Source organism: Vibrio sp. Vb0888, from assembly GCF_033338835.1.
Classification (GTDB): domain Bacteria; phylum Pseudomonadota; class Gammaproteobacteria; order Enterobacterales; family Vibrionaceae; genus Vibrio; species Vibrio alginolyticus.
Genome location: NZ_JAWOTL010000001.1, coordinates 324,776 through 351,447, shown reverse-complemented (window position 1 = coordinate 351,447; position 26,672 = coordinate 324,776). Strand labels below are relative to the sequence as shown.

Here is a 26,672-nt window from a genome sequence, read left to right as displayed (position 1 = left end):
TCTTAAAATCTGCCGAATTTTGTCGGTACCAATTCTTCTCATCTTGAGATTAATGAGGAAGCTCCATGCCTCGAATGGTCTTTTTTTGTTGTATGGACGCACTATATCAATGGAAAAACCGTGATAAAAGCCTCAAATCAAGGTTAAGAGAAGGTTAGCGATTACGCAAACGTTTAGGACTGGAATTACTGATAATTTTACTTATTGTGTTGATTGATAATAACGATGACATTAATAGCTCAAACACCATTGAAAGTAAGGGAATATTTACATATCATTGAAAATGATAATTATTTTCAAGTGCTGTGTTTATGTATTTTATTATTAGCTTGCTCGTGTTTTTTTTGCTGTATATCAGAACAAAACCGAACTCGTGGTGTGCGGGGATTCATATCGTAAGCCACTTTTTTATCGTTGCATTTTGTCCTGCAATTTATGTTGTTCAATATTTAATCGTTACGTTTTTTTCGTCACCGATATTGATTAAGCTGTCATCACGCTCCGGTGTATACAACATTCTCATTGCTTTTCTTCCATTATTGATCGCAACCGGCAGTCTGGCGTTTAGCTGAATGATTTCATCTCTCTTCTTTTCTTAAAACAACTACACTTAATCAGAATAAGGTATCAATTTCATATAATTATTCGATATCTACGCGTCAGCACATGTGTCACATTTCTGTGACTACGAGTAAGTTTTACTTATGTTGCTTGGTAGTAGGGTATTTATCGATTGTTTAATGATTCAATACTTAGTTTAATCGTATAAAGGTGTGCAGTATGCCGCACTAAATTAATAAGAAATTATCTAAAAAGGTTAATGGGAAACGTAAGCCATTAGCGGAGGTCAGATGAGTACGCACACGGTACCGCAGAGCGCGATTGTAAATGCTGTCAAAGGTGAAGTTTTGGTTTTGGGCCTGGATGGAAACGTTAAGGTCATAAAAGCGGGGGATGAGTTAAGACCTGGCGAGATTATTATCACAGAAAATAATGCTTCTCTCGACGTACAGATAAATAATGAGCTTTATCTGGTCGATGCAAATTGTGTTGCTTGTCTTCCTGTGCCTTCTTCTGAACCGTTAGAACCAGTATTGGTACAATCTCCAGTTAATGGCTTAGTGACTTTTGACCCAACGGCTATTGGAAGTGCTGACTTCGACGCCAACGATATTGCCGCTATCCAGCAAGCTATTTTAGACGGAGCTGACCCTACCGCTATCTTAGAAGCAACAGCTGCTGGCGCAGGTGCTGAAGGCTCGGCTAATGCTGGCTACGTGACGGTTGAATATAATAACCCGGAAGTACTCGCTTCTACTTTTTTTGAAACGTCTGCGACTCGCAGCGGAGAAGATGATCGCGACGAAGATGACGGTTTGAATGTCACGATTTTTGCTGATGGTGGGCAGTCACTGCAATCTAGCGTAACAGAAGGCTCAATTTCTCTATCAAGCTACCCGCAAACTATTTCGTCTAGTGTGCTGGTTGAAGCAGGGGATCTCGCACTTGATACTGCTTCATTTGTACCCGAAACGTCTTCTTTAGAGTCTTTGTTAACTGAGCTTAACAGTGATATTACCTCTGGTGGTCAGCCAGTGGCGTTCGTTTATGACGAAGCGCAAAATGCCATTATCGGTACTCAAGAAGGTAACGAAGTGCTTCGTATCGAGATCGAAGCGACATCTTTAGGCCGTGATTTAGAGTTAGAGGTCGTTACCACGATTAGCCAGGGTATTGACCATGTTGCGTCTGTTGCTGATGGCCAAGTATCGATCGTCGGTGATCAAATCAATATTGCTTTTGATATTACAGGTGCAGATATTGGTGGTAACAGTATTCAAGCCCCTATTGATTTTACGACAACCGTTATTGATGGCGATGATCCTGCGCCGCAAAACGTTACTTTTGAAAACGTTGAATCTTCTTCTACACCAATTACTGGCACTTTTGTTGATATTGGTAGTGATCAATTGGCAACGGTCACATTTAATCAAGAAGGACTTAGTCAATTCGATGGCCTATTGAGTGATAATCAGGCGACAGAAGCGGTACTCTCTGAAGACGGCAGTACTATCACCTTGTCCATTGCTGGCTCGAATGAAACCGTCTTAACCATTGGTCTGAACACAGATGGCACTTACCAATTTGAGCAATTTAAGCCGTTAGAACAAACAAACGGTGAAGATACGATTGAGCTCTCTTTGCCAACCACAATCGTCGACTTTGACCAAGATACGGCAAGCAACACCTTTACGATGACCATCCTTGATGGCGATAATCCAGTGATTGAAAACGTGACGGGATTGTCTTTAGACGAGGCGGGGGTTGACCAAGGTTCACAGGAAGGCGCGGTAGTAACAAGTGGGACTGGGGCGATCACGACAGCGGTCGGTAGTGACATCATTGATCACTATGAGTTGGAACCTACAGAGTTTAATGTTGGTGGAGAACTCCAATCTCAAGGGCAGGTTGTTCAACTAGAACTAGCGTCCGAGAGTAACGGCGTACGTACTTACGAAGGCTTCATTGAGCTGGATGGTGTGCGTATTACCGTATTTGATGTGGCGATTGATGCACCTGCATTGGGCGAATACCAATTCAACTTGTATGAACAACTTGACCATACGGGTGCTAACGATGACTCGCTTACTTTCTCACTGCCAGTTTACGCGGTAGATGCGGATGGTGACCGTTCCTCGATTACCGACGGTTCGAACACACCAGAAGCAGCGCAAATTGTCATTCAAGTTCAAGATGACGTTCCTTCGATTGATGGCGTTGAGGCACTAGCCGTCGATGAAGACGATTTATCAAGCATCGGCTCCGATCAAAGCGACTCTGTGCTCGCGCAAGGCAGTTTCACGACGACTCAGGGCTCAGACCGTGTTGTAAGTTATCAATTAGAAAGCGGTACTGATCCACTCAATGGGTTGGAATCACAGGGTCGATCTATCTCTCTGACGGAAACAACCAACTCAGATGGCAGCTTTACCTATTCTGCAACAGCAGAAGGGGACGCTATCTTCACCTTACAAGTGAACCCTGACGGTTCTTATTCATTTACCCTTGAAGGTCCAATCGATCATGCTGTTGGTAGCGATAGCTTAACTCTAGACTTTACTATTGTCGCAACGGACTTTGACGGTGACACCAGTTCACTTGTTCTACCGGTTACCATTACTGATGATGTGCCAACCATTAACGACGTTGTTGCTCTTACCGTCGATGAGGATGACTTAAGTTCGGTAGGCTCTGACCAATCACAGCCAACGCTGGTTGAAGGTCAGTTCACGACGACTCAGGGTTCTGATGGCGTCGTACAGTATCAGTTGGATTTAAACGCTGATCCTTTAAATGGCCTGCAATCTCAAGGTCAGACCGTCTCCATTGCCGAAACGCAAAATGCAGACGGCAGTTACACCTACAGCGCAACCGCAAATGGCAGCGCAGTTTTCACATTAATTTTGAATACCGACGGCTCGTACAGTTTTGAACTGCAAGGTCCAATCGACCATGCGGCAAATAGCGACAGCTTAACCCTCGATTTTAATGTTATTGCTACTGATTTCGATGGTGACACAAGCCAAATCGTATTGCCTGTTACCATCGTGGATGATAAGCCAACCATTACCGACGTCGATGCGATTACCGTTGATGAAGATGACTTAGGCACGATTGGGTCAGATCAGACTGACCCGATTTCAATCGATGGCAACTTCACCACCACACAAGGCTCGGACCGAGTAGTGAGCTATCAGCTTGATGCTTCTGCAACACCAGTGGCTGGACTCACATCACAAGGCGTGGCAGTCACGCTGACTGAAACCACAAATGGTGATGGCAGCTTTACTTACGAGGCAATAGCGGGCTCTGAAGCGGTCTTTACACTGATAGTGAACACTGATGGCTCTTATAACTTCACGCTTGAAGGGCCAATCGACCACGCAGTAGATAGCGACGAGCTGACACTGAACTTCCCAATCATCGCAACAGACTTTGATGGCGACACCACAAATGCCACTATCCCAGTGACAATCGTGGACGATAAGCCTGTTATTACCGACGTCGACGTTATTACGGTTGATGAAGATGATCTAGCGTCAATTGGCTCAGACCAAAGCAATCCAATTTCTATTGATGGCAACTTCACCACCACACAAGGTTCAGACCGAGTGGTGAGCTACCAACTCGATGGCACATCAACACCAGTTGACGGTTTAACATCGCAAGGTGTAGCGGTAACGCTAACAGAAACCGCAAACGGTGACGGCAGTTTCACTTATGAAGCGACAGCGGGTGGCAACTCTGTATTTACTTTGACTGTGAATACTGATGGCTCTTACAACTTCACGCTTGAAGGGCCAATTGATCACGCGGTTGATAGTGACGAGTTGACACTTAACTTCCCAATTATCGCAACCGATTTTGATGGCGACACCGTTACTGAAACCATTCCTGTCACGATTGTTGATGATGTACCTACCATCACAGCGGTGGATGCGTTAAGTGTCGATGAAGATGACCTTACCGGTATGGGCTCAGACCCAGGCGGCGATCTGTTCGTTGAAGGTGCGTTTACCACTACTCAAGGCTCTGACCGAGTGGTGAGCTATCAACTGGATTCAACCGCTGATCCTGTTGCGGGGCTGACCTCTCAGGGTGAGGCGATTACCTTGGTGGAAACCGCCAATGGTGACGGCAGCTTTACCTATGTGGCGACCGCTGACGGCAATCCAGTCTTCACGTTGAATGTAGCAACAGATGGTACGTACGACTTTACGCTGCAAGGCCCGATTGACCATGCCGCCAACAGTGACAGCCTGACGATTGATTTCCCAATTATTGCCACCGATTTTGATGGTGATACGACTTCGGCAACCATTCCAGTCACGATTACGGATGATGCACCAATCATTGATAATGTCGTGCCTCTGGCTGTAGACGAAGATGATTTATCAGGTATTGGCTCAGACCAAACTGACGCTGTGTTTGTTGAAGGCGCGTTCACGACCACTCAAGGTTCAGACCGTGTGGTGAGCTACCAACTTGATTCAACGGCTGATCCTGTTTCAGGTTTAACTTCTCAAGGTGAGCCTGTTACTTTGGTAGAGACTGCGAATGCAGATGGCAGTTTCACTTACGTTGCTACCGCGGATGGCAATCCTGTCTTCACCATGAACGTGAATGCAGACGGCACATACAACTTCCGTCTAGAAGGTCCGGTTGATCACGCGTTAAACAGCGATGAATTAGTTCTAAACTTCCCAATCATTGCAACAGACTTTGATGGCGACACGACGACTGCGACCATTCCAGTTACGATTACTGATGATGTTCCAACCATTGATAACGTTGTCCCACTGACAGTAGACGAAGATGATCTCGCCTCAATTGGCTCAGACCAAAACGATGATGCGTTTATGTCGGGGTCTTTCAGCACAACTGAAGGCTCAGACAGCGTTGTTAAATACCAGCTTGATGCAACGGCAGACCCAGTAGCAGGGCTAACCTCTCATGGTGAGCCTGTCGTACTTGCTGAGACAACAAATGGTGATGGCAGCTTTACTTACACAGCCACAGCAGATGGCAATGCCGTATTTGAATTGGTTGTGAAGCCAGACGGCAGCTACACCTTTACTCTGCAGGGCCCACTAGACCATGCGGTGAATAGCGACAGCCTGCAAATCGACTTCCCGATTATCGCAACAGACTTTGATGGCGATACGTCGACAGAAACACTACCTGTCACCATCGTTGATGATAAACCAACCATCACTGACGTAGACGCAATCCGTGTGGATGAAGATGACTTAGCGACGATTGGCTCTGACGGCTCAGATCCAATTTCAATCGGTGGCAACTTCACTACAACGCAAGGTTCTGATGGGGTAGTAAGCTACCAATTAGATACTGCTGCAACGCCAGTTGATGGTCTAACATCACAAGGTGTGGCCGTCACGCTGGCTGAAACTGCAAACGGCGACGGTAGCTACACTTACCAAGCGACGGCAGGTACTGAATCGGTCTTCACGCTAACAGTAAATACGGATGGCTCATACAACTTCACGCTTCAAGGTCCAATCGACCATGCGACAGACAGTGATGAGCTGACACTGAACTTCCCAATCATCGCAACGGATTTTGATGGTGATACCACCACAGAAACGATCCCAGTCACCATCGTGGATGATAAACCGACCATTACCGATGTTGATGCGATTACCATTGATGAAGATGACTTAGGTACGATTGGCTCAGATCAGACTGGCCCGATTTCAATCGATGGCAACTTCACTACCACACAAGGCTCTGACCGAGTGGTGAGCTATCAGCTTGACGCGTCTGCAACACCAGTGGCTGGCCTTACATCACAAGGCGTGGCAGTCACACTGACTGAAACCGCAAATGGCGATGGCAGCTTTACCTATCAAGCAACAGCAGGCACCGAGTCGGTCTTTACACTGACAGTGAACACTGATGGCTCTTATAACTTCACGCTTGAAGGCCCAATCGATCATGCTGTTGATAGTGATGAGTTAACGCTCAACTTCCCAATCATCGCGACCGACTTTGATGGCGACACCACAAATGCCACTATCCCTGTGACGATCGTGGACGATAAGCCAGTGATTACTGACGTGGATTCCATTACGGTTGATGAAGATGATCTAGCGTCAATTGGCTCAGACCAAAGCAATCCGATTTCTATTGATGGTAACTTCACCACCACACAAGGTTCAGACCGAGTGGTGAGCTACCAACTCGATGGCACATCAACACCGGTTGACGGTTTAACGTCGCAAGGCGTGGCTGTCACACTGATAGAAACCGCAAATGGTGATGGTAGTTTCACTTATGAAGCGACTGCGGGTGGCAATCCAGTATTTACTCTGACAGTAGATACTGATGGCTCTTACAACTTCACACTTGAAGGGCCAATTGATCACGCGGTTGATAGTGACGAACTGACACTCAACTTCCCAATTATCGCAACCGACTTTGATGGCGACACCGTTACTGAAACCATTCCAGTCACGATTGTTGATGATGTACCGACCATCACAGCGGTGGATGCGTTAAGTGTCGATGAAGATGACCTTACCGGTGTGGGTTCCGACCCTGGCGGCGATCTGTTCGTTGAAGGCGCGTTTACTACCACACAAGGCTCTGACCGAGTGGTGAGCTATCAACTGGATTCAACCGCTGATCCTGTTGCGGGGCTAACCTCTCAAGGTGAGGCGATTACCTTGGTGGAAACCGCGAATGGCGACGGCAGCTTTACCTATGTTGCGACCGCTGACGGTAATCCAGTCTTCACGTTGAATGTAGCAGCAGATGGTACGTACGACTTTACGCTGCAAGGCCCGATTGACCATGCAGCTAACAGCGACAGCCTGACGATTGATTTCCCAATTATTGCCACCGATTTTGATGGTGATACGACTTCGGCGACCATTCCAGTCACCATTACGGATGATGCACCAATCATCGATAATGTTGTGCCTCTGGCTGTAGACGAAGATGATTTATCAGGTATTGGCTCAGACCAAAGTGACGCTGTGTTTGTTGAAGGCGCGTTCACCACTACCCAAGGTTCAGACCGTGTAGTGAGCTACCAACTTGATTCAACGGCTGATCCTGTCGCAGGTTTAACTTCTCACGGTGAGCCTGTTACTTTGGTAGAGAATGCGAATGCTGATGGCAGCTTCACTTACGTGGCTACCGCGGATGGCAATCCGGTCTTCACCATGAATGTTAATGCTGATGGCACATACAATTTCCGCCTTGAAGGGCCGGTGGATCACGCGTTAAACAGCGATGAATTGGTTCTGAACTTCCCAATCATTGCAACAGACTTTGATGGCGATACGACAACCGCGACTATTCCAGTCACGATTACTGATGACGTTCCAACCATCGATAACGTTGTCCCACTAACAGTAGACGAAGATGACCTTGCCTCAATTGGCTCAGACCAAAACGATGATGCGTTTATGTCGGGCTCTTTCACCACAACTGAAGGCTCAGACAGCGTTGTTAAATACCAGCTTGATGCAACAGCAGATCCAGTAGCAGGGTTGACCTCTCATGGTGAGCCTGTCGTGCTTACTGAGACAACAAATGGTGATGGCAGCTTTACTTACACTGCCACAGCAGATGGCAATGCCGTATTTGAATTGGTTGTGAAGCCAGATGGCAGCTACACCTTTACTCTGCAAGGTCCACTAGACCATGCGGTGAATAGTGACAGTCTACAAATCGACTTCCCGATTATCGCAACAGATTTTGATGGCGACACGTCGACGGAAACACTACCTGTCACCATCGTTGATGATAAACCAACCATCACTGATGTAGACGCAATCCGTGTGGATGAAGATGACCTAGCGACGATTGGCTCTGATGGCTCAGATCCAATTTCAATCGATGGCAACTTCACTACAACGCAAGGCTCTGATGGGGTAGTGAGCTACCAATTAGATACTGCTGCAACACCAGTTGATGGTCTGACATCACAAGGTGTGGCCGTCACGCTGACGGAAACTGCAAACGGCGACGGTAGCTACACTTATGAAGCGACAGCAGGAACTGAAGCCGTATTTACGCTGACCGTTAATACGGATGGTTCATACAACTTCACGCTGCAAGGTCCAATCGACCATGCGACGGGTAATGATGAGCTGACACTGAACTTCCCAATCATCGCGACGGATTTTGATGGTGATACCACCACAGAAACGATCCCAGTCACCATCATGGATGATAAGCCAACTATTACCGATGTCGATGCGATTACCGTTGATGAAGATGACCTAGGCTCGATTGGCTCAGATCAGACTGACCCGATTTCAATCGATGGCAACTTCACTACCACACAAGGCTCTGACCGAGTGGTGAGCTATCAGCTTGACGCGTCTGCAACACCAGTGGCTGGCCTTACATCACAAGGCGTGGCAGTCACACTGACGGAAACTGCAAATGGTGATGGAAGCTTTACTTACGAGGCGACAGCGGGTACTGAAGCGGTCTTTACGCTAACAGTGAATACTGATGGCTCTTACAACTTCACGCTAGAAGGGCCAATTGATCATGCTGTTGATAGTGATGAGTTAACGCTTAACTTCCCAATCATCGCAACAGATTTTGATGGCGACACGTCTGCTGAGACAATTCCTGTCAAGATCGTTGATGACAAGCCGACACTTGGTGGCATCGAAGCAACAAGTGTGCAAACGGTTGATGAGGATGATATCCCAACAGTCGGATCTGATGGTACGCAGTCGAACAGCATTGCAGGTAACTTCATCGCGACTGATGGTTCTGATGGTATTGTCGAGTACGGTGTTTCTGACCTAACGACGCCAGTACAAGGTCTGACCTCTGGTGGTCAATCACTGGTTATGATTGAAGTATCAAACGCAGGTGGCGTTTCAGTTTACGAAGCTCGTATTGATGGCACGGCGACACCAGTATTCCGTGTGACCCTTGATGCTTCTGATGATAGCTACACGTTCGATTTGCTTGCTCCTCTCGATCATCCAAATGCTGATGGCCAAAATGAACTGGTCATCAATTTACCGATAAACGCGACGGACTTTGATGGAGACGTGTCGAACAACATCACCTTACCAATTACGGTTGTGGATGATGTTCCGACCATTGATGGTTTACTAGCAGGCAGCGAACAAACCGTTGATGAAGATGACCTACCAGCAGGTACGGATGCTGCAAGTGCAGAAGATACTGTTATTTCAGGTACTTTTGATATCACCGAAGGTGCTGACCAAGTTGCTTCTATTCAGCTGAGTGACCTGACCACGCCTGTTGCGTCACTGACTTCAGATGGTGAAGCTATCACCTTAGTTCTGTCTTCTAGCGCAAACGGCGTGAACGTATACCAAGGTGTTGCTGGCAATCCTGCTGAAGTGGTTTTCGAACTGACGCTGGATGCAACGAACAACTCCTATGAGTTCGATTTACAGAAGCCGCTTGATCATCCCGATGGTAATCAGCAAAACGAGATTGTTATTAACCTCTCTGTGACGGCGACAGATAATGATGGTGATACTTCACCAGCCTTCACATTGCCAATTACCGTTGTGGACGATGTTCCAGTTGTTACCAATATTGAAAGTCTACGTGTCGACGAAGATGACTTACCTCTTGGTTCTGATGGAACGAAAGAGCCATTAACGGTATCAGGTGAGTTCGAAGTCACTAGCGCAGATGGTATTGATGCTTTCGAATTGGATCTAAGCTCAAATCCTATCCCGAACCTGAAATCGGGTGGAGAAGAGGTAACACTTTCTCAAGACGTTGGCGCTTCAACTGCTGACGCGCTTGTTTACGTGGGACAAACACCGGGTGGAGTGACGGTCTTCACGTTGACACTTCATCAAGATGGTAAATACGACTTTGAGTTATCTGGTCAGTTAGATCACGCGGTTAACTCTGATGAAATTTTGTTGAATCTACCTGTGAAGATCACGGATGGCGACAACGATACCATCACTGCGACCTTGCCAGTGACGATCGTAGATGACAAGCCAACCATTGATGCTATTAGCTCTGGTAGTACCTTGTCTGTGGATGAGGATGATATTCCAAGCCAAGGTTCGGACGACACGCCAGAATCCAATATCATTGGTGGCAACTTTGACGTTACGGATGGTGCCGACTCTATCGTTAGCTTCCAGTTGGATAGCTTAACGTCGCCTGTATCTGGACTTACCTCAGGTGGTCAACCGCTCGAGTTGGTTGAGTTTTCAAATTCAAACGGTGTGATTGAGTACCGAGCTTATGTACAAGGTACGACGGACACCGTCTTTAAACTGACGCTAAATGGTTCAGCAGACAGTTATGAATTTGAACTGTTGGGCGCACTTGATCATCCTACGGGTAACGATGAGAACTCGTTAGTCATCAACTTCCCAGTCAACGCGACTGATTTTGATGGCGATGTGTCCAATAACATCACCTTGCCGATCACCGTGGTGGACGATGTTCCAGCTATTGTGAACGTGACAGACTCTAGCCAACAAACCGTTGATGAAGATGATCTTGCCGGTGGCTCTGACACGACAAGTAATGATTCTACGGTATTGAACGGCGGATTTGAGGTCGTTGCTGGTGCAGACAAGATTGTCAGCTACCAAGTTTCAGACCTCGATGCAGTCGTGTCTGGTTTAACGTCGAACGGCAGCAGCATCGAGTTGAATCTAGTAGGCACGAATGGTGGAGTAACCAGTTACGAAGCGGTTATTACTGGCACATCAACTAAGATCTTCACGCTGTCTCTTGATGCGAATAATGACAGCTACCAATTTGAGCTGTTGGGACCAATCGACCACGACGCTGTTCAAGGTGAAAACAACCTTGTCATTGATATTCCAATTACAGTAACAGACTTTGATGGTGACACGTCATCACCACTAAATCTTCCAATTACCGTAGTTGATGACATTCCCGAAATTAAATCAGCAGATGCTTTGGCTGTTGATGAGGATGACCTTGCCAACGGCTCCCAGGCAACCAACAAAGACAGCCTAGAAGCAACAGGCAATTTCGATACGGTGGAAGGGGCAGATACCGTTGTCTCTTATCAGCTGGATCTTACTTCTAACCCGATACCAGGAGTAACTTCAGGTGGTCTTGCGGTGACGTTAGTTCAAACCGCGGTAAGCAACAACAACTTTACTTATCAAGGTCAAACACCTGATGGTAACTCAGTGTTCACGCTAGTTTTGAACGCTGACGGCTCTTACAAGTTTACGCTTGAGGGTGCGCTAGATCACTCAACTCAAGGCGAAGATACACTCATACTTGATCTCCCAGTCTTTGCGACCGATGTCGATGGCGATACGGCAGGTATTAACTTACCAGTGACGATTACCGATGATGTTCCAACCTTGCACGATGCATCTATTTCGCGTGTTGAGGGACAAGGCAGCCGCACGGTTCGTTTATTCCGAGACCCTGTAGAGGGGGATGATGACCTTGGTGCTGACGGCGCACAAGTGACTTCATTCTCGGCTGATGATTCAGGCATTTACTTTAAGCAAAACGGTGTTGATTCTGATTCTGTCGATTTGAACGGCAGCGACCAAGTCGTATTTGTTCACAAGGTTCTTGACGGAGTGGATACTGAAATCGGTCGTTTGGTTGTTCGAACCGATGGCAGTGTGTCATTCCGTCCGAATGACGATCTTGACCATACCGAAACCGACTCGATTGATTTCACCATCAACGTTGTTGCAACCGATGGTGATGGCGATATCGCAGATGCCGATGTGGATATCTCGATAAGAGACCGCAATGCGCAAATTGACACGTCTACCGTTACTGCGTTCGAAGACCAAGGGCGTGATGGTGTCGTTGTGGGCGTTGACTCTGCAAATACTCAGGACAACTTGTCGACGCTGGATGTTAGCCCTGCGAAAGTCGACTTGGTTATCAATTTACACGATATCGACCGTAACGAGAGCTTAGGTGACATCACTATTCGAGATGCTGATACTCACAACGGTACGTTCTACTACAGAGACGGCAGTGGCAACTACATTGAATTAACATCTGTGGGCAATACGGTTGTTCTCGACGCATCAAATGTTGAGCAGTCATTCAATGGTGAGCTTGTCTCGTTAGATAACTTGTACTTCGTACCAGATCGTCATACATCAACCGATGCTTCTGGTATCGATCCTCGTATCCGCGTGGAAATTCTTAACAATGGTACGCCAGATCATACGATTAATGGTCGTTTAGACATTGAAGTTGCTGCCGTCGCAGATATTGCAACGTGGACGGCAAGCAGCGAATTTAACTACTCGGTTGATGAAGATGGAAACAATGTCGCACTTAACATCACGGCTGAAACCCAAGACACTAGTAACCCAGAAGGCATTGTGTACGAGCTTGTCTTTACACAAGGAGAAGGTAACGCAGAGTTAGTCTATTCAGATGGTAGTGCGATACCAAAATCCGGTGGTGTTTATCTGGTGGATGCAAGCCGAATTGATGAAGTTCAAGTTGATCCGATAGATAACTTCTCGGGCGAAATCAGAATTGATGTCACCGCTATTACGACGGAAAACAACAATCCACTGCTTGGGAAAGATACCGCTCGCTCAGAAACCGAAACCATCATTATTGATGTAAACCCAGTTGCGGATAAAGGTAGTTTTACTGTAAACCGAATTAATGTGTTTGAGGATAATGCTCGAACTCAAAATACGGTAGACCCTGTCACTGATCACGATCCACTCCAATTAAGTGAAGTGATCACCATGAAACCATCAGCGGACTTAGATGGTTCTGAAGCGTTATTTGTGCGCATTTCTAACTTCTCAATTGATGGGGTTACTTTGGTGTGGCTGGACTCAGCAAACCCAAGTCAGATAGTAGAAGTGACCGATTCAGACGGCAATGTACTTTATTACGAAGTGCCAGAGTCTGAATTAGCGAACGTCGAAGTTCTTCCTCCGTTGCACAGCAATGATGACTTTACTTTCAATGTCGAAGGCATTGTGAAAGACACAGCATCATTGTCTACCGGTACGACAGAAGATGTGTTGTCACTGGGCAGTAAGACCGTCATCGTTGGTGTAAAAGGTGTTGCTGACATACCAGACACGGTATTAATTGACGCGGGGAACGTTTGGAACCGATTCGTAGACGGAGATGTGGCCGGAATAGAGACGACTATTGAAGAGAATGGTGTTGTAAACCTCAACTTCTCGGTTGTATCTGGTGAAGTTGCCGATAGACCACAGGATGATTCAGAAGCCATTACTGTTATCCTGTCCAACATCCCCGACGGTGTTCGTGTCGTAGATTCAGACGGTTCAAGCGTTGACCTCACCTTTGTTGGCTATGATGGTAACGGTCAACCGATTTACGAAGCAAACATCACTGGGCTGAATTTTAATTCCGGTATTCAAATTATTCCAGAAGCCTCTTCAACCGAAAACATTGCGATTACAGGGACGATCATTGTTACCGAGAATGATGGTCATAGTCGTGTGATTGAAAGAGAGGTAAGGATCAAGGTCGAACCCGTTATTGACGCTCAAGATAACTACGTTGTTCGATCGGAGGGAGATGAAGATACGCGCTTTGACATCGATTGGAAACCGACGCTCGTACAAAGCCCTGATACCGATGAATTCTTTAGTGATGTAACCATCTCTGGATTTCCTCCAGGCAGCACGGTCTATGTAGATGGTGTGGCACAAGCGCTTGTTTCTGGAACACTAACGCTTTCACCGCAAGCCGGTGAATCAGAGCAAGATTTTTCCGCTAAAATCTCTCAAAGTGGCTATGTTCAAGTCCAGTTGGAGCAGGATTCAAGTACTGACTTTGACTTGACCACGACCGTCACTGTGAAAGAGATTGACCATGAATATGTTGACGCTTCGAATCCCGGTGAAGGTATCGCTGAGAAAACCATCAATGGTACGGTGAATGTCCAAGTTAATCCAATCGTTGAGCCAGAGGATAAAACGGGGGCAATAGATGACCAAACCCGTCTGCTTGTCACTGAAAGTGGTGGTGGTGCTACCGATATCGTGAAGTCAGACGATCAAGGTAACATTGACTTTACGATCAACACTTCTATGGGGGGCGAATCTGGTGCTCATATCATTAAATATCAAGAGTTTGATGCGTCTTCAGATGAAGTGGTGACTCAACTTGTTGTTCAATTTCACAATGTGGACCCTGAGATCCTCAACCAATTGGTTATCGTCGGTGCACTAAATGAAGGTGGAGGTCGTTGGACAGTAACCAATGAAGACAACTTCTCAATTAAAGCGCCGTCTGGACTTGATTTAACACCAAACGATGACAGTGACGATGGCGATAACGGTGGTCTCTCTCAAATTGGCTTAACCATTTACGCAGAAGTAAATGATTTGGGCGAGGATTTGGGCAACGAAAAAGATGCGACGGTCGTGCGTCAAACGGATGTGACACTAGAGTTTCCAACCGTCCTCACACCGAAAATGAGTGTAGCGGCAGAGATTCAGGTGGCTGATGATGTCCAAATTCAAGCGTTGGAAGACAATTCTATTAACCTTGGTGCTCAGTTGACGTCGAAAGTCGATGCGATTAATGCAGATGGTGTGGAAGATGTCTTAACTATTATCGTCGACCCGACAGCTCCTGGCATTCCTCCTGGTTTGGTGATCACGGGGACGGATGTTGATTTTGTCAATGGTAAATACGTGTTCCAAGCCCATATCGATGCGAGTGGAAATATTACTGGCCTTGATGGCTTGACGATGCACTTGGCAGAAGATTACGCAGGTGATTTCGAATTACCAATTCGGTTTGTCACTAAAGACACTGAGTCCGGTGATGAAAAAGAAAATAATGTCCAGTTTCCAGTTCAGGTTTTACCGGTTGCAGACGTTCCGAGTTCAGCCGGGGATCAGCCGTTGGATAGCGATGTCACACCAAATGTAAGAGTAGATATCGTCGGTACTTTCGGCTTGGATGCAAACAAACAACCTGTGACTGATCTAAATAACGACGTTCCCACGGCGGATGGTGTTGGTTACGAAGATGGCTTAATCCAACTTAACTTGAGTGTTGATTTTGCCGATCAATTTAACAACACTCAAGGTGGTCGAGAAACACTAACGAACATCAAGTTAGAGCTTGATGACACAACATTAGGTGAGTTTGTTGATGCCAATGGTAACAGCTTAGGAACCAGTATTGAGTTTAATGAAGCTGAGATTTTAGCTGGTGCGCTTGACAATGTTCTGTTTAAGCCAAAAGAAAATTACCCCGTAGGTGGTGGCCAAAATACCGTCAAGATTAATATCGAGGGAGAAATTACTGATGAAGCTGTGTTTGATCAGTCTATCTTGAATAACTCTGGCGATAATATAGATGTGAGAACCTTCACTGACGATGTCACATTTGAAGTTACGCCAGTCGTTGATGACATTACCATTATAGGTGCCGATCCGACGCAGCCAATCACGGTGATTGGTGACGAAGATACTTTAATTTCGCTGAATCAATCGGGCTCTGGTGTTTCGATCAGCCTGAACGATAATGACGGTTCTGAGAGTTTCGTTTCACTCAAGTTAACGGGGCTTCCTGATGACTTTATCGTTAAATCCAATTCCTCTGATTATGTTGTTAAGAACAACGGTGGGGGCGAATGGAGTATTCAACTAAAAGATCTCACTCAGACGTCCATTGACCTGAGTGACATCCAAATTAAACCGCCAAAACACTTTAGTGGCGAGGCTGAGATAGGTATTACGGTCTTCATTCAAGAGGAGTTGCTACAAGTTCCAACGGAACGAAACAACAACTTTACGCTTATTGTCAATCCTATTGGTGATGATGTTGATGTGAATCCCGATACTTCGGCTGCAGGTAATGAGGGCGAAGACATTGTTATTAATGTAAATGCGTTAGTGGTTGATAACAAAGAGTCCATCGGAGATGGTGCAAACTACCAGGAAAATGATCCAGAGACGCTGAGAGTTGAGGTCTCCAATGTCCCTGATGGGGCGAGTGTTTCATTACCTGATGGGACAGTGTTTACTGACCAAGGCGGCGGCATTTTTGTCTTAGAAATCAATGCTCAAGACTTGGATCAAGTGGTGTTTAATTCTGGGGATCGCAACGATAACTCATGGGATGGTTCGCTGCATTTCAAAGTGCAAGCCGTTGATACTGGGCTCGATGGCAGTCAAAGCTTGGGCTCCGCAGAGGAGTTTGATGTCACTGTTGATGTTGAAGCAGTGAACGATCGTCCAGAGTTCGTCAATACCGTGGATGTGGAAACACCAGAAGATACGCCAATGCTGCTTGATGGTTTCAGCATTACCGATATTGATGCCGTACTCGATGATCCGAATGCTGAATACGTACTCAATGTGAACGTCGACAGCGGTATCTTGGAGCTTAATCCAACGCTCATCGCTACTTACAACCTAACCGTGAGCGGTGATGGTACGGACTCCGTTGAACTGAAAGGCACAGTGGCCGATCTAAACAATGCCATTGCAGACGGTCTGATTGAGTTTAATCCAGACCTGAACTTCTTTGGTGACGTTCAGGTGGACGTGACAGTCGATGACCAAGGTAATGAAGGTATCGTCATTGGTGGGGTAGATGACACCCTAAATACCAACAGCAGCAGCTTCAATATTGAAGTGACAGCGGTGAATGATACCCCAGAAACTACGCCAGTGACGCTACCGGATATTGAAGAAGATAGTGGTGTGTTCTCCATCTCTGAAGCGGATCTTATTGCGAATGCGACAGACGTAGAGAACGATAACCTCACGGTCAGCAATGTTCAGTTAACGGATCCGAATTCGGGCAGCATTACTTTCAACAGTGGCACGGGAGAGTGGGAATTTACCCCAGCACCAGATTACAACGGTCCAGTTGAAATCACGTACACCATTACAGATGATGGCACGACAAATGGTGCATCAGATCCTAAATCGGTTAACGGCAGCGCATCGTTCAACGTAACGGAAGTCAATGATGCTCCAACGACGTCTGAAGTGACACTTTCTGATATCGCAGAAGACAGTACGGCGGTTGATATTACCCAAGCTGATTTGTTGGCGAATGCGTCTGATATTGAAAACGACACCTTGATGGTGAGCAATGTCCAGTTGGTTGATCCAAGCAGCGGCACATTGGATTTCGACAACGTAACAGGTACATGGTCATTTACTCCTGCGCCTGGCTACAACGGCAAGGTCGATTTGACCTACGACATTACCGACAACGGTACAACGAACGGTGTTTCAGATCCTCAAACGGTGTCAGGAACGGCGACCTTCGAAGTCACTGAGGTGAACGATGCACCGGTAACATCAGAGGTAACGTTGAGTAGTACCGAAGAAGATGGTGGTTCGGTAACTATTACGGCTACTGAGTTGCTGAGCAACGCAAGTGATCCTGAGTCAGACAACTTGACCGTCGATAATGTTGCGTTAGTGGACCCAGCTTCCGGCACGCTGACTCAAGTGAGTGCGACAGAGTGGACGTTTGAACCCGCAGCAGATTTCTTTGGTGACGTTAATTTCACTTATGAAATCACAGATGACGGAACCACTAACGGCGCTCCAGACCCAATTACAATCGCGGGCACAGCAGTGTTGAATGTTGAAGCGACCAATGACGCACCTGAAATCACTGCAACATCGGTAACGGATACGATCAACGAAGCCGATGGCCAGAAAATAACGGGTATTAGTGTAAGTGACATCGACTTCACTGGTGCGCAGGCGAATGAAATCATGACGGTGACTCTTACAGTTACCGAGGGCGACCTTCGTGTCGAGCCGCCAGCAGGTAGTGGTGTGACTGTTGGGGCGGGGATGGCTGGTGAAATAACCCTAATGGGCACACCAGATAATATTAACTCCGTTCTTGGAGCAACAGACGCTTCTGAGGGTGTATTTGTGGATGCAGGAGATGTCAACGCAGCTTCAATCACTTTATCGGTGAAAGTCGAAGACAACGGCGTGTACTTCGAAAATGCGGGTACCGCATTGGAAGCGAATCAAGATTTCACTATCAATGTGACACCTGTAGCTGATGCACCTACATTGAGTATCAATCCTCAGTTTAATTACATTCGTCAAATTGCGGCTAGCCAAACCGCGAGCAGTCAAGGTTTAGCGATTGTCGGAATCATGGCGGCGCTTACTGATATTGACGAGGTGCTGTCTTTGGAACTAACGGGCGTACCAGCTAGTGCTGAGGTAACAAGTGGCGTTTCTCCATCAGGCATTAGCTTCGATGGTACCACTTGGACAGTACCAAGCGATGAAATTGATACGCTAGAAATTGTCGCAACAGATACTAACAGTGGTATTGATGTCGGTTCTTACGATATTTCGCTTACGGCGATATCAACGGAATCTAATGGCGATGAAGCGCAGTCTTCACCTGTCCAAATTAGTTTGGATGTGAGTAGTGATAGCGACGATATTGACCAGTCAACCGCAGTGGACGACAGCTATTTAGTCGGTGGAGACACAGGTATCAATTTGATTGGTGGCGACGGTGACGACGTTATTCTGGGTGGCGATGGCGATGACGTGCTTATCGGTGGCTTAGGTTCAGATATCTTAACGGGTGGAGACGGCAGCGATATCTTCAAGTGGACGGTAGATTCCGTTGATGAAGGGGCAGTGGATACCATTACTGACTTCACTGTTAACGAAGACAGTATCGATTTACGTGAAGTTATCTCTGATCTCAATAACTCAATGATCGACATGGATGATCTGCTTGGTCACATTTCAGCAGACTACGATGCATCGACGGAAAGTGTTTCTCTGAACATTACGACGGATGCAAATGTTCAGCAGACTATTGTCGTGGAAAACTTAGGTACTTCAATCGACTTCAACGGTCTCAGCTCCAACGAGATTGTAGAGTCATTGCTGAACAACGGTGTTATTGACAACGGATAAACCTGTATACAACACAAAAATGGGCGGCTCTGATAAGCCGCCCATTTTTTCGGGAACGCTTGATTTTAAACAGGAGATATTTGAATCGAAATAGAAAGCAAGAACGAAGCAAAGGGGGTATCTTGTTACGACGTTATAGTGATAGTTTGAAATTAAAATAGCGATAATTTGACGTTAAATCGCCTAAACGTGGATGTCTAGCAAGCTGCCAATGATTTCATTGTTTTTCTCTATGACAGACGCGCCAACTCGGTTATAACCAGCGGCTTGTGCGAGGTTGATGAGAGATTCAACTTTTTGAGAGGGAAGGCTAGGTGTTGAGGCTGTTATTGCGACATCCGCAACCGCAGCTAAATCGTTGTTGTGATCAGAAAGCTCTTCTTTTACCTTACTTACATTATTGCTAATGCCATGTGCAGCTTTCTCGGCCATTTGTTGTGACATCTGAACGATGTGGTGTCCAGATTGAATTCCCGATACAGGCATATCACTACTCCCAACATTATGATAGTGAGAGCATAGGTGGAGTTTATAAAACGTTCAAGTGTTTTATATCAATGACTTGATTAGGCAAACAGTTTGGCAAGCATTTCTCTTTCTTCACCAGATAGAACCGGTTTTTGCGCTTTATTTAGTTTCACGCTGATCTCACCTTGTAATGACTTTAACTGACTTGCCGTTAAATCACTGAGCTTTTGTTTAAGTTCATTAAATTGTTGTGCGTTCATCTCAATACCTTCGTCGTGATTCGGTTTATCCGTCGTTGCCCGAAATTCTTCATCCTTTGGATACAACATATTTATTCAACCAAAATAGATTAGAATTTGATCGATTGCTTTTTGTCCGAATATTGTCAAGGTGTGTTAAGTGATACGTCAGATTTTTCCTAAGAAGGTACATAATTACCCACTTTGGGGTAGATGGAAACGTAAAAAGAAAAAGGGAAGCGATATAGCGCTTCCCTCTTACATATGGTTTGAATGTTACTAACTTACCCTGACGGCAAACTTACTAGCAAGTGAATGAAGCTCTGGGAGCATGCGATAGATAAGATGAAGTTGCTGCAATACCATGCGGGCAGAGCTGTCGTCTTCATCGCGCCATTCGTTTAAGCGTTGCTCGAGTCCAGCATCATCAATATTAGATAGGTCACACTCCTCACAATGCTGGTGAAGCTGTTTATGAAGTACATCCAGATGCTGATGAATACAACGGTGAGCATCTAAAACGAGTTTATGAATTGACTCATCTTCGATGCGAGTTCTGTGCGCGCCTAATGCAGAAATATAGTTCAACATTGCGTGATTTAACGTTAGGAAGCGAAAACTTTCATCAACAGCTGCGCGATATTTGCCAGGCTCCGCCAGCATCGTACTAATCGCAGAAGAGAGTGAGGCATCATTATTGTGGGCCTGGCGGCGAGCGATACGGTAGCTCAAATTGTCTTTCTTGCCGATTCTATACTGACCAATGATCTGATCGAGATACTGCTTGTTCGCCTCTATCGCATCCGACATAACTTTGTGAAGCCTTCTCGACTGCCAGTCGGGCAAAATAACTAATACAGCTCCTACTGCAAGCACACACCCGATGAGGGTATCTGCTAGTCGAGGAAGGACAACTGCGTAACCTTCACCTAGTTGATTAAATAAGAAGAGGACGAGCAGTGTAATAAAACCAGTCGCGTACCCATAGTTGTTCATCCGGAAGGCGAAAAACATCACTCCAGAGATAACGATAAATACTAACTGGCTTTCTTGAGAAGGGAAAAAAGTCAGCAATGGTACACCAATCAACAAACCAGCTAATGTACCTATTACTCGCGCCGTCAATTTTTGGCGAGTGGCACTGTAGTTCGGTTGGCATACGAATAAAGTGGTTAAGAGTATCCAGTAACCTCGGTCGATGTTGAATATTTGAATGATTCCATAGCCAATCGTTAAGGCAATTGACATACGTAATGCATGCCGAAACAGCATCGAATCTTTGTGTAAATTTGCTGATATACGCTGCCACATCGCCTTTAGCGTGTGTGGGTTGGTATCGGCGAGGGTATCTTCTTCGAGGCCTTCAACATCTGGGTTGTTAATGTTATTAAGTTGTTTTTCTACCGTCGCTAAGTTATTGAATAAATATGTTAACTGCATCAGCAGACGTTTCCAGTGCCCTTGCTTTTGTTCTTCTAGATAAGCAAGAGAGTTTTGTACTTCAGCTAATGCCAGAATAGATTGATCGGTATGGGAGTATTCATTTCCTAGCTGAATGGCTAGTGCAATATCACGACACGCTTGGGCTTGAGACTCCAAAAGATATTTAAAACGAAACAGCACATCAGAACGTTCAAATTCGGTCGCTAAATCCTGATAGCGATAATGGCTAGAACTGACGCGTTCGTGAATGTCTTGAGCGATGAAGTAAATATTTAAAAATCGGTCACTAGGCCCATCAATGTGACCCCGTTTCGATCGGTTAAGTAATGTGGTTTTACAAGCGTTTAGTGCCGTAACCGTGGCAGCATTGCATTTTGCAGCTTCAATCCGTAGCGGTTGTGGCGTCAAGTTGGTCACAGGGTGAAAAAGCTTGGCTTTCGCATCAAGATAATTCGCCATTTGGAAGAACACATTGGCTAAGCTTTGTTGCACCGGTTGAAGAGGCCAAAATATCTGCCAAATCATGGACATGAAGTAATACCATGCGGCACCAGTCAAAAGCAGTAGTGGCTGAAACCAAATGTTGGTGCTTTCATGTGCGCCAAGCATAGTATAAATAGCGATCAGCAACGAACCAAAAGCAATACTCGCGTACTTAGGACCTATCGCTCCAAGAATGATGAAGCCGAAGGTTGAGATAAATAATCCCAACGCAAAAGCCCAAGGGGTATCGAACAAGATTTCAATTGAAAAAGCAGCAAGCGCAAAACAGAGAAAGGTGAGAATCAGAGCCTTGATGCGTCCAGTGAAACTGTCATCACTTTCAGCCAAAGCAGCAGCAATAACGCCTAATATTAATGGCGTTATCAGCGTGTTTTGCTCGAAGTACCAAGTTGGGATAACCACACCCAGTAAGGTAATAAGGATAAGAACGCTGTAATTTATCGTCTTGTTTGCCCAATATAGCCGAAATTTAGAAGTTGCTTGCACAATGCGCCTTATGTTTCCGATGAAGAACAGGGGGAATACTACCAGACCCACTATAGCGCGTTTATGATTTACTTTAAGAAAAATTCGTGGTTGCTGATAAAATCAGCAGGGATGTCATTGACTTATATTAAAACTGCCAGGTTATGTATTGAGGATTGTAAAGCCAGCTTCAAATAACCTCAGCTTTAGGTTATTAAATCGACAGTAATGTGAATTTTATTAAAGAATAGAAGAAGAAGCTTACTTAGGTGCTCGCCGTTGCTACAATTTAGCGCCTTAAAATGATATAAATCGACAACTTCTAAACTAAAAGGCGCACGTTTCATGCAGCTTACTGCCACTAGCAAAGCACAGTTTTTTATTCAAAATGAGTACCATCACGTCGAAATAAAAGAGAACAGTGTTTTATTAAGCTCGATAGGCAGTGAAGAACATATTCCTTTTACGATCTGGAATGGCAAAGTTAGCGTAAAGCGTGGGTTATTATGGAGCTCTTTACAGTTTTTTGCTCATGAACACGAAGGCAAACAACAAAGCTGGCTAGTCCAAGGTTTACCGTGGCCACAATGCCGAAAGTTCGCGCTTGAGGCCGTTCGTCAATATCAAGAGTGGCACAACACTCAGTGCCGAAAACTGGCTGAGTATCTACCTAAGTGGGAAGAAGAGCTTTACAAACTAAAGCACTTGCCTGCTTACTTATCGCATTCTCAAGTGGTCTCCTGGGTTGAAAGTCTTAACCAAGAGTTAAGCGAGATGAAAACCACCCTAGAAGAAGCCAAAATGCGAATGCCGAATCGTATGTCGCAAATAGAGCCTTGGCTCATTGATACCTCTGAGGCGCTTGGTGAACGTAATCGCGATTGGCTAGAAGCAGAACGTCCAAATTGGGAAGTGCTGTTTAATCAAATTGAATCCTCTCCTTTGAATTTATCCCAGCAATATGCGGTATTACTCAACGACGACCACAACTTAGTTCTTGCTGGTGCCGGCTCGGGCAAAACCAGCGTTTTAACCGCACGAGTTGCCTATTTGTTGCAAAGCCATCAGGCTCAAGCAGAAGAGCTTCTCATGTTAGCGTTCGGTCGTGATGCGGCGACTGAAATGAAAGAACGCTTAGTAGATAAAGTGGGCATGGCGGCAGACGGTGTGCGCGTCAACACATTCCATCAGTTGGGCTTGTATATTCTTAAACAAGTCGAACAGCAACCTGTCGAAATTAGCCCTTTAGCGTTGGACGAAAATCAACGAACGGCATGGTGTGTAGACTGGTTGAAAAAACATTGGATGACACCCACCAACTTTAAACGTTGGCAAAAACATTTAGACAAATGGCCGATTGCGTACCTAAAAGGGGATGATGAGTTAGGAAGCCATTCAGAAAATCCAAAACTGATCGCTTGGCTAGATTCGCAGCTGTCTCATTTAGCGGCGGTAGGGTTGACCAAAAAGCAAGTACAAGAAAAGCTCGTAAACCACCAAGACTATACGCGTTTAAATAGTGAACTCGCCTTATGCTGGCCATGTTTTACAGCGTGGCAGAAAATGCTTAAAGAAAGCAACCAAGTGGATTTCCCAACCATGATCAGTCGTGCGACAGATTATGTGAATAAAGGAAAGTTTGTCTCGCCATGGCGCTTTATTATGGTCGATGAGTATCAAGATATCTCTCCAGACCGTCTGGCATTGATTGAAGCACTGTGTGAATCCACTCAGAAACAAGCAGGTGCGACGTTATTTGCTGTTGGCGACGATTGGCAAGCGATCTATCAGTTTGCAGGAGCGGATGTCGATCTTATCACTGGCTTTAAAGAACGCTTTGCTCACTCAACCGTTCATCACTTAGATACAACTTATCGTTTCAACAATCAGATTGGTGATGTAGCGAATACATTCGTGCAGCAAAACCCATCGCAGTTGCCGAAAACACTAAACAGCCACAAACAACGCAAGCAGAAGAGCGTACATACCGCGCCGAGCAATCAAGTGGAAAAGATCTTGGATCACTTGAATCAACAAGCCAAGCAAACCAAGTCAGTTTTATTGCTAGGACGCAACCATTACCATAAGCCCGATTTGTTCGACGATTGGTTGCGACGTTTCCCTAATCTCGATATTCGCTTTATGACTTGCCATGCGAGTAAAGGACGCGAAGCTGACTTTGTGATTATTCTTTCTGTGGATGAGGGGCAATTCCCCGCTAAGAAGAAGCAAATTCACATTGATGGTGCGTTGACGGAATCCAAAGACAAATTCCCTTACGCAGAAGAGCGCAGGCTATTTTACGTGGCGATTACACGTGCGAAAGAGAAGGTTTGGATCACGCATACTGGCGCGGGATCTGCATTCGTTCAAGAGCTCGTTAATGGTGATTATCCCATCGTGACTTCCCGTTAAATGCAACGTTTAGAATGTTAAAAACAGCAAAGGCGATACTTGGTATCGCCTTTGCTTTATTTGGTTGGCATCAAAGCTTACATGCGCTCAGCAAGATAGGCTTCGTAATCCGGAACTTCGATGTCTACTTCTTGCTCAAGAAGAGGGGAGTTAAACAGGAACTTAGCGGTGGCTCGGTTCGTTGCTACAGGAATATTCCAAACACTAGCAATACGAAGAAGCGCTTTAACATCTGGGTCGTGAGGTACGGCATTCAGTGGATCCCAAAAGAAAACGAGAACGTCGATTTTGCCTTCTGAAATGAGAGCGCCTAGTTGTTGATCACCGCCCATCGGACCACTGATCATGCTCTTGATCGCAAGTCCAGTTTCTTTACTCAGCATGTGTCCTGTCGTGCCAGTTGCGTAAAGGAAGTGACTCTGTAGCTTTTCTTTGTTTTCTTTTACCCAGCGAAGTAGCTCAGGTTTGCAGTTGTCGTGAGCGACCAAAGCCACATGTTTATGGGTTGGCATGGTACGAATGGTTTTTTGCATCAAGATGTTTCCGTTTATATGATTTTAAAATTGTTGTGACTCAATAGAACACGTTTTTGGTCTTTCAATCAACAGCCTTAACACGGAATGTCGGCCTATATTCTGACGGAGATAACGATTCTTCGATCGTGTCGTCATGAAGCGTCTTCGGAGTCAGTGGTTTGATGGTTGGTGAGGCATGTTTGTCATAAGCTTCACCCCTTAAGTAATGCGTTGCTTGCATCACGGAAAGCCGACCTTGCTGCACCATTTTATCTGTTGGTGCGAAGAGTACTTTGTTACGTAACAGGCCTCGATATACACCATGACTTAAGTACACAGAAACTAAACCGATCTCCTCAGCTTTGCCGGCACTGCGCAGCTCACTGATGGCCGCTTCAATCGCCACTGCACTGCCAACAATGTAATCTATATTTCCCATATCGATCACACGTTGAACTAGGTTACGTTGTAACTCCTTGTCGTTGTCTGCCCAAAATGAGTCAACAATGTTGATATCACTTCCTTGTATCGCTTCATAAAATCCGGCAGTAACGGGTTTCGTACCACCACGAGTTCGCGGCCCCAAAAGTAAGGCAATGTTGGTTTTTCCTGACGCCTTTGGATGGCGAGCGGCCAAATATTGACCCGCTTCGTATCCCATCCAATGCCAGTCAACACCGACAGTCCCTTTTAGCAACTCACTTTGTTCTTCATCCAAGTCGAGTTGGTTCACAGTAGCAAAAACGGGAGTATTCCCCACCCAATTTTTAAGTGAATGCTCGTAAGCCTGTGGGTCCACGGTCCCAAGGATAACCGCATCTGCTCCCCATTGGTTACACAGTGCGAGTTGTTGTTCTTGACGGGTTTTGTTTGGGTAGCCGCCCGCTTCAAGGACTCGTAGCTCGACACCTTCTCTTTTCGCTTCGGACACCATTCCATAGTTTACTGACAACCAGTATGAATCCTTTAGGTGAGGGTATATTGCACATATTTTCTCTGCGGCAACCGCTGGCAAAGAAGCAACTAGGGTTAAAGTGGCTGCAGAATGTTTGAAAAATGTGCGAAATGAGTGTTGATTTTTAACCATGAAATGAAGTTCGTTGGCATAGATTAAGTAAACACTGCAAAATATAACGTAATATGTCGCTGAACAC

The 26,672-nt window shown here is 45.8% G+C and carries 7 protein-coding genes; 2 read left to right on the top strand and 5 right to left on the bottom strand.

The genetic code is table 11. The features are described from left to right. Positions 1 to 851 precede the first annotated feature (851 nt). Positions 852 to 19,469 carry a retention module-containing protein gene (locus R7P72_RS01540; RefSeq protein WP_318110366.1) on the top strand — a complete coding sequence of 6,206 codons (18,618 nt, stop codon included), beginning with the start codon at positions 852 to 854 and terminating at the stop codon, positions 19,467 to 19,469. Between the two features lie 183 nt (positions 19,470 to 19,652). Here the strand turns inward: R7P72_RS01540 and R7P72_RS01535 are convergent, their stop codons facing one another. The 3 genes from R7P72_RS01535 to yccS form a co-directional block, all read right to left on the bottom strand. Further along, on the bottom strand, positions 19,653 to 19,955 hold the full coding sequence (locus R7P72_RS01535; RefSeq protein ID WP_213907008.1) for a hypothetical protein: 303 nt from the start codon (positions 19,953 to 19,955) through the stop codon (positions 19,653 to 19,655). Positions 19,956 to 20,035: 80 nt separating this feature from the next. Continuing rightward, positions 20,036 to 20,266 carry a hypothetical protein gene (locus R7P72_RS01530; protein ID WP_005376575.1) on the bottom strand — a complete coding sequence of 77 codons (231 nt, stop codon included), beginning with the start codon at positions 20,264 to 20,266 and terminating at the stop codon, positions 20,036 to 20,038. A gap of 189 nt (positions 20,267 to 20,455) precedes the next feature. Further along, positions 20,456 to 22,609 carry a YccS family putative transporter gene (yccS, locus tag R7P72_RS01525; RefSeq protein WP_005376573.1) on the bottom strand — a complete coding sequence of 718 codons (2,154 nt, stop codon included), beginning with the start codon at positions 22,607 to 22,609 and terminating at the stop codon, positions 20,456 to 20,458. Positions 22,610 to 22,933: 324 nt separating this feature from the next. Between yccS and helD the strand changes: the two genes are divergently transcribed. Next, complete coding sequence (helD, locus tag R7P72_RS01520; RefSeq protein WP_005376572.1) at positions 22,934 to 25,003, top strand: DNA helicase IV; 2,070 nt, start codon at positions 22,934 to 22,936, stop codon at positions 25,001 to 25,003. A 77-nt stretch (positions 25,004 to 25,080) separates the two neighbouring features. Here the strand turns inward: helD and R7P72_RS01515 are convergent, their stop codons facing one another. Both R7P72_RS01515 and torT read right to left on the bottom strand, forming a co-directional pair. Then, the gene (locus R7P72_RS01515; RefSeq protein ID WP_005376571.1) at positions 25,081 to 25,536 is read right to left on the bottom strand and encodes a methylglyoxal synthase; all 456 of its coding nucleotides are present in this window, start codon (positions 25,534 to 25,536) and stop codon (positions 25,081 to 25,083) included. A 64-nt stretch (positions 25,537 to 25,600) separates the two neighbouring features. Beyond that, on the bottom strand, positions 25,601 to 26,650 hold the full coding sequence (gene torT, locus R7P72_RS01510) for a TMAO reductase system periplasmic protein TorT (RefSeq protein ID WP_262631379.1): 1,050 nt from the start codon (positions 26,648 to 26,650) through the stop codon (positions 25,601 to 25,603). Between the last annotated feature and the right edge of the window lie 22 nt (positions 26,651 to 26,672).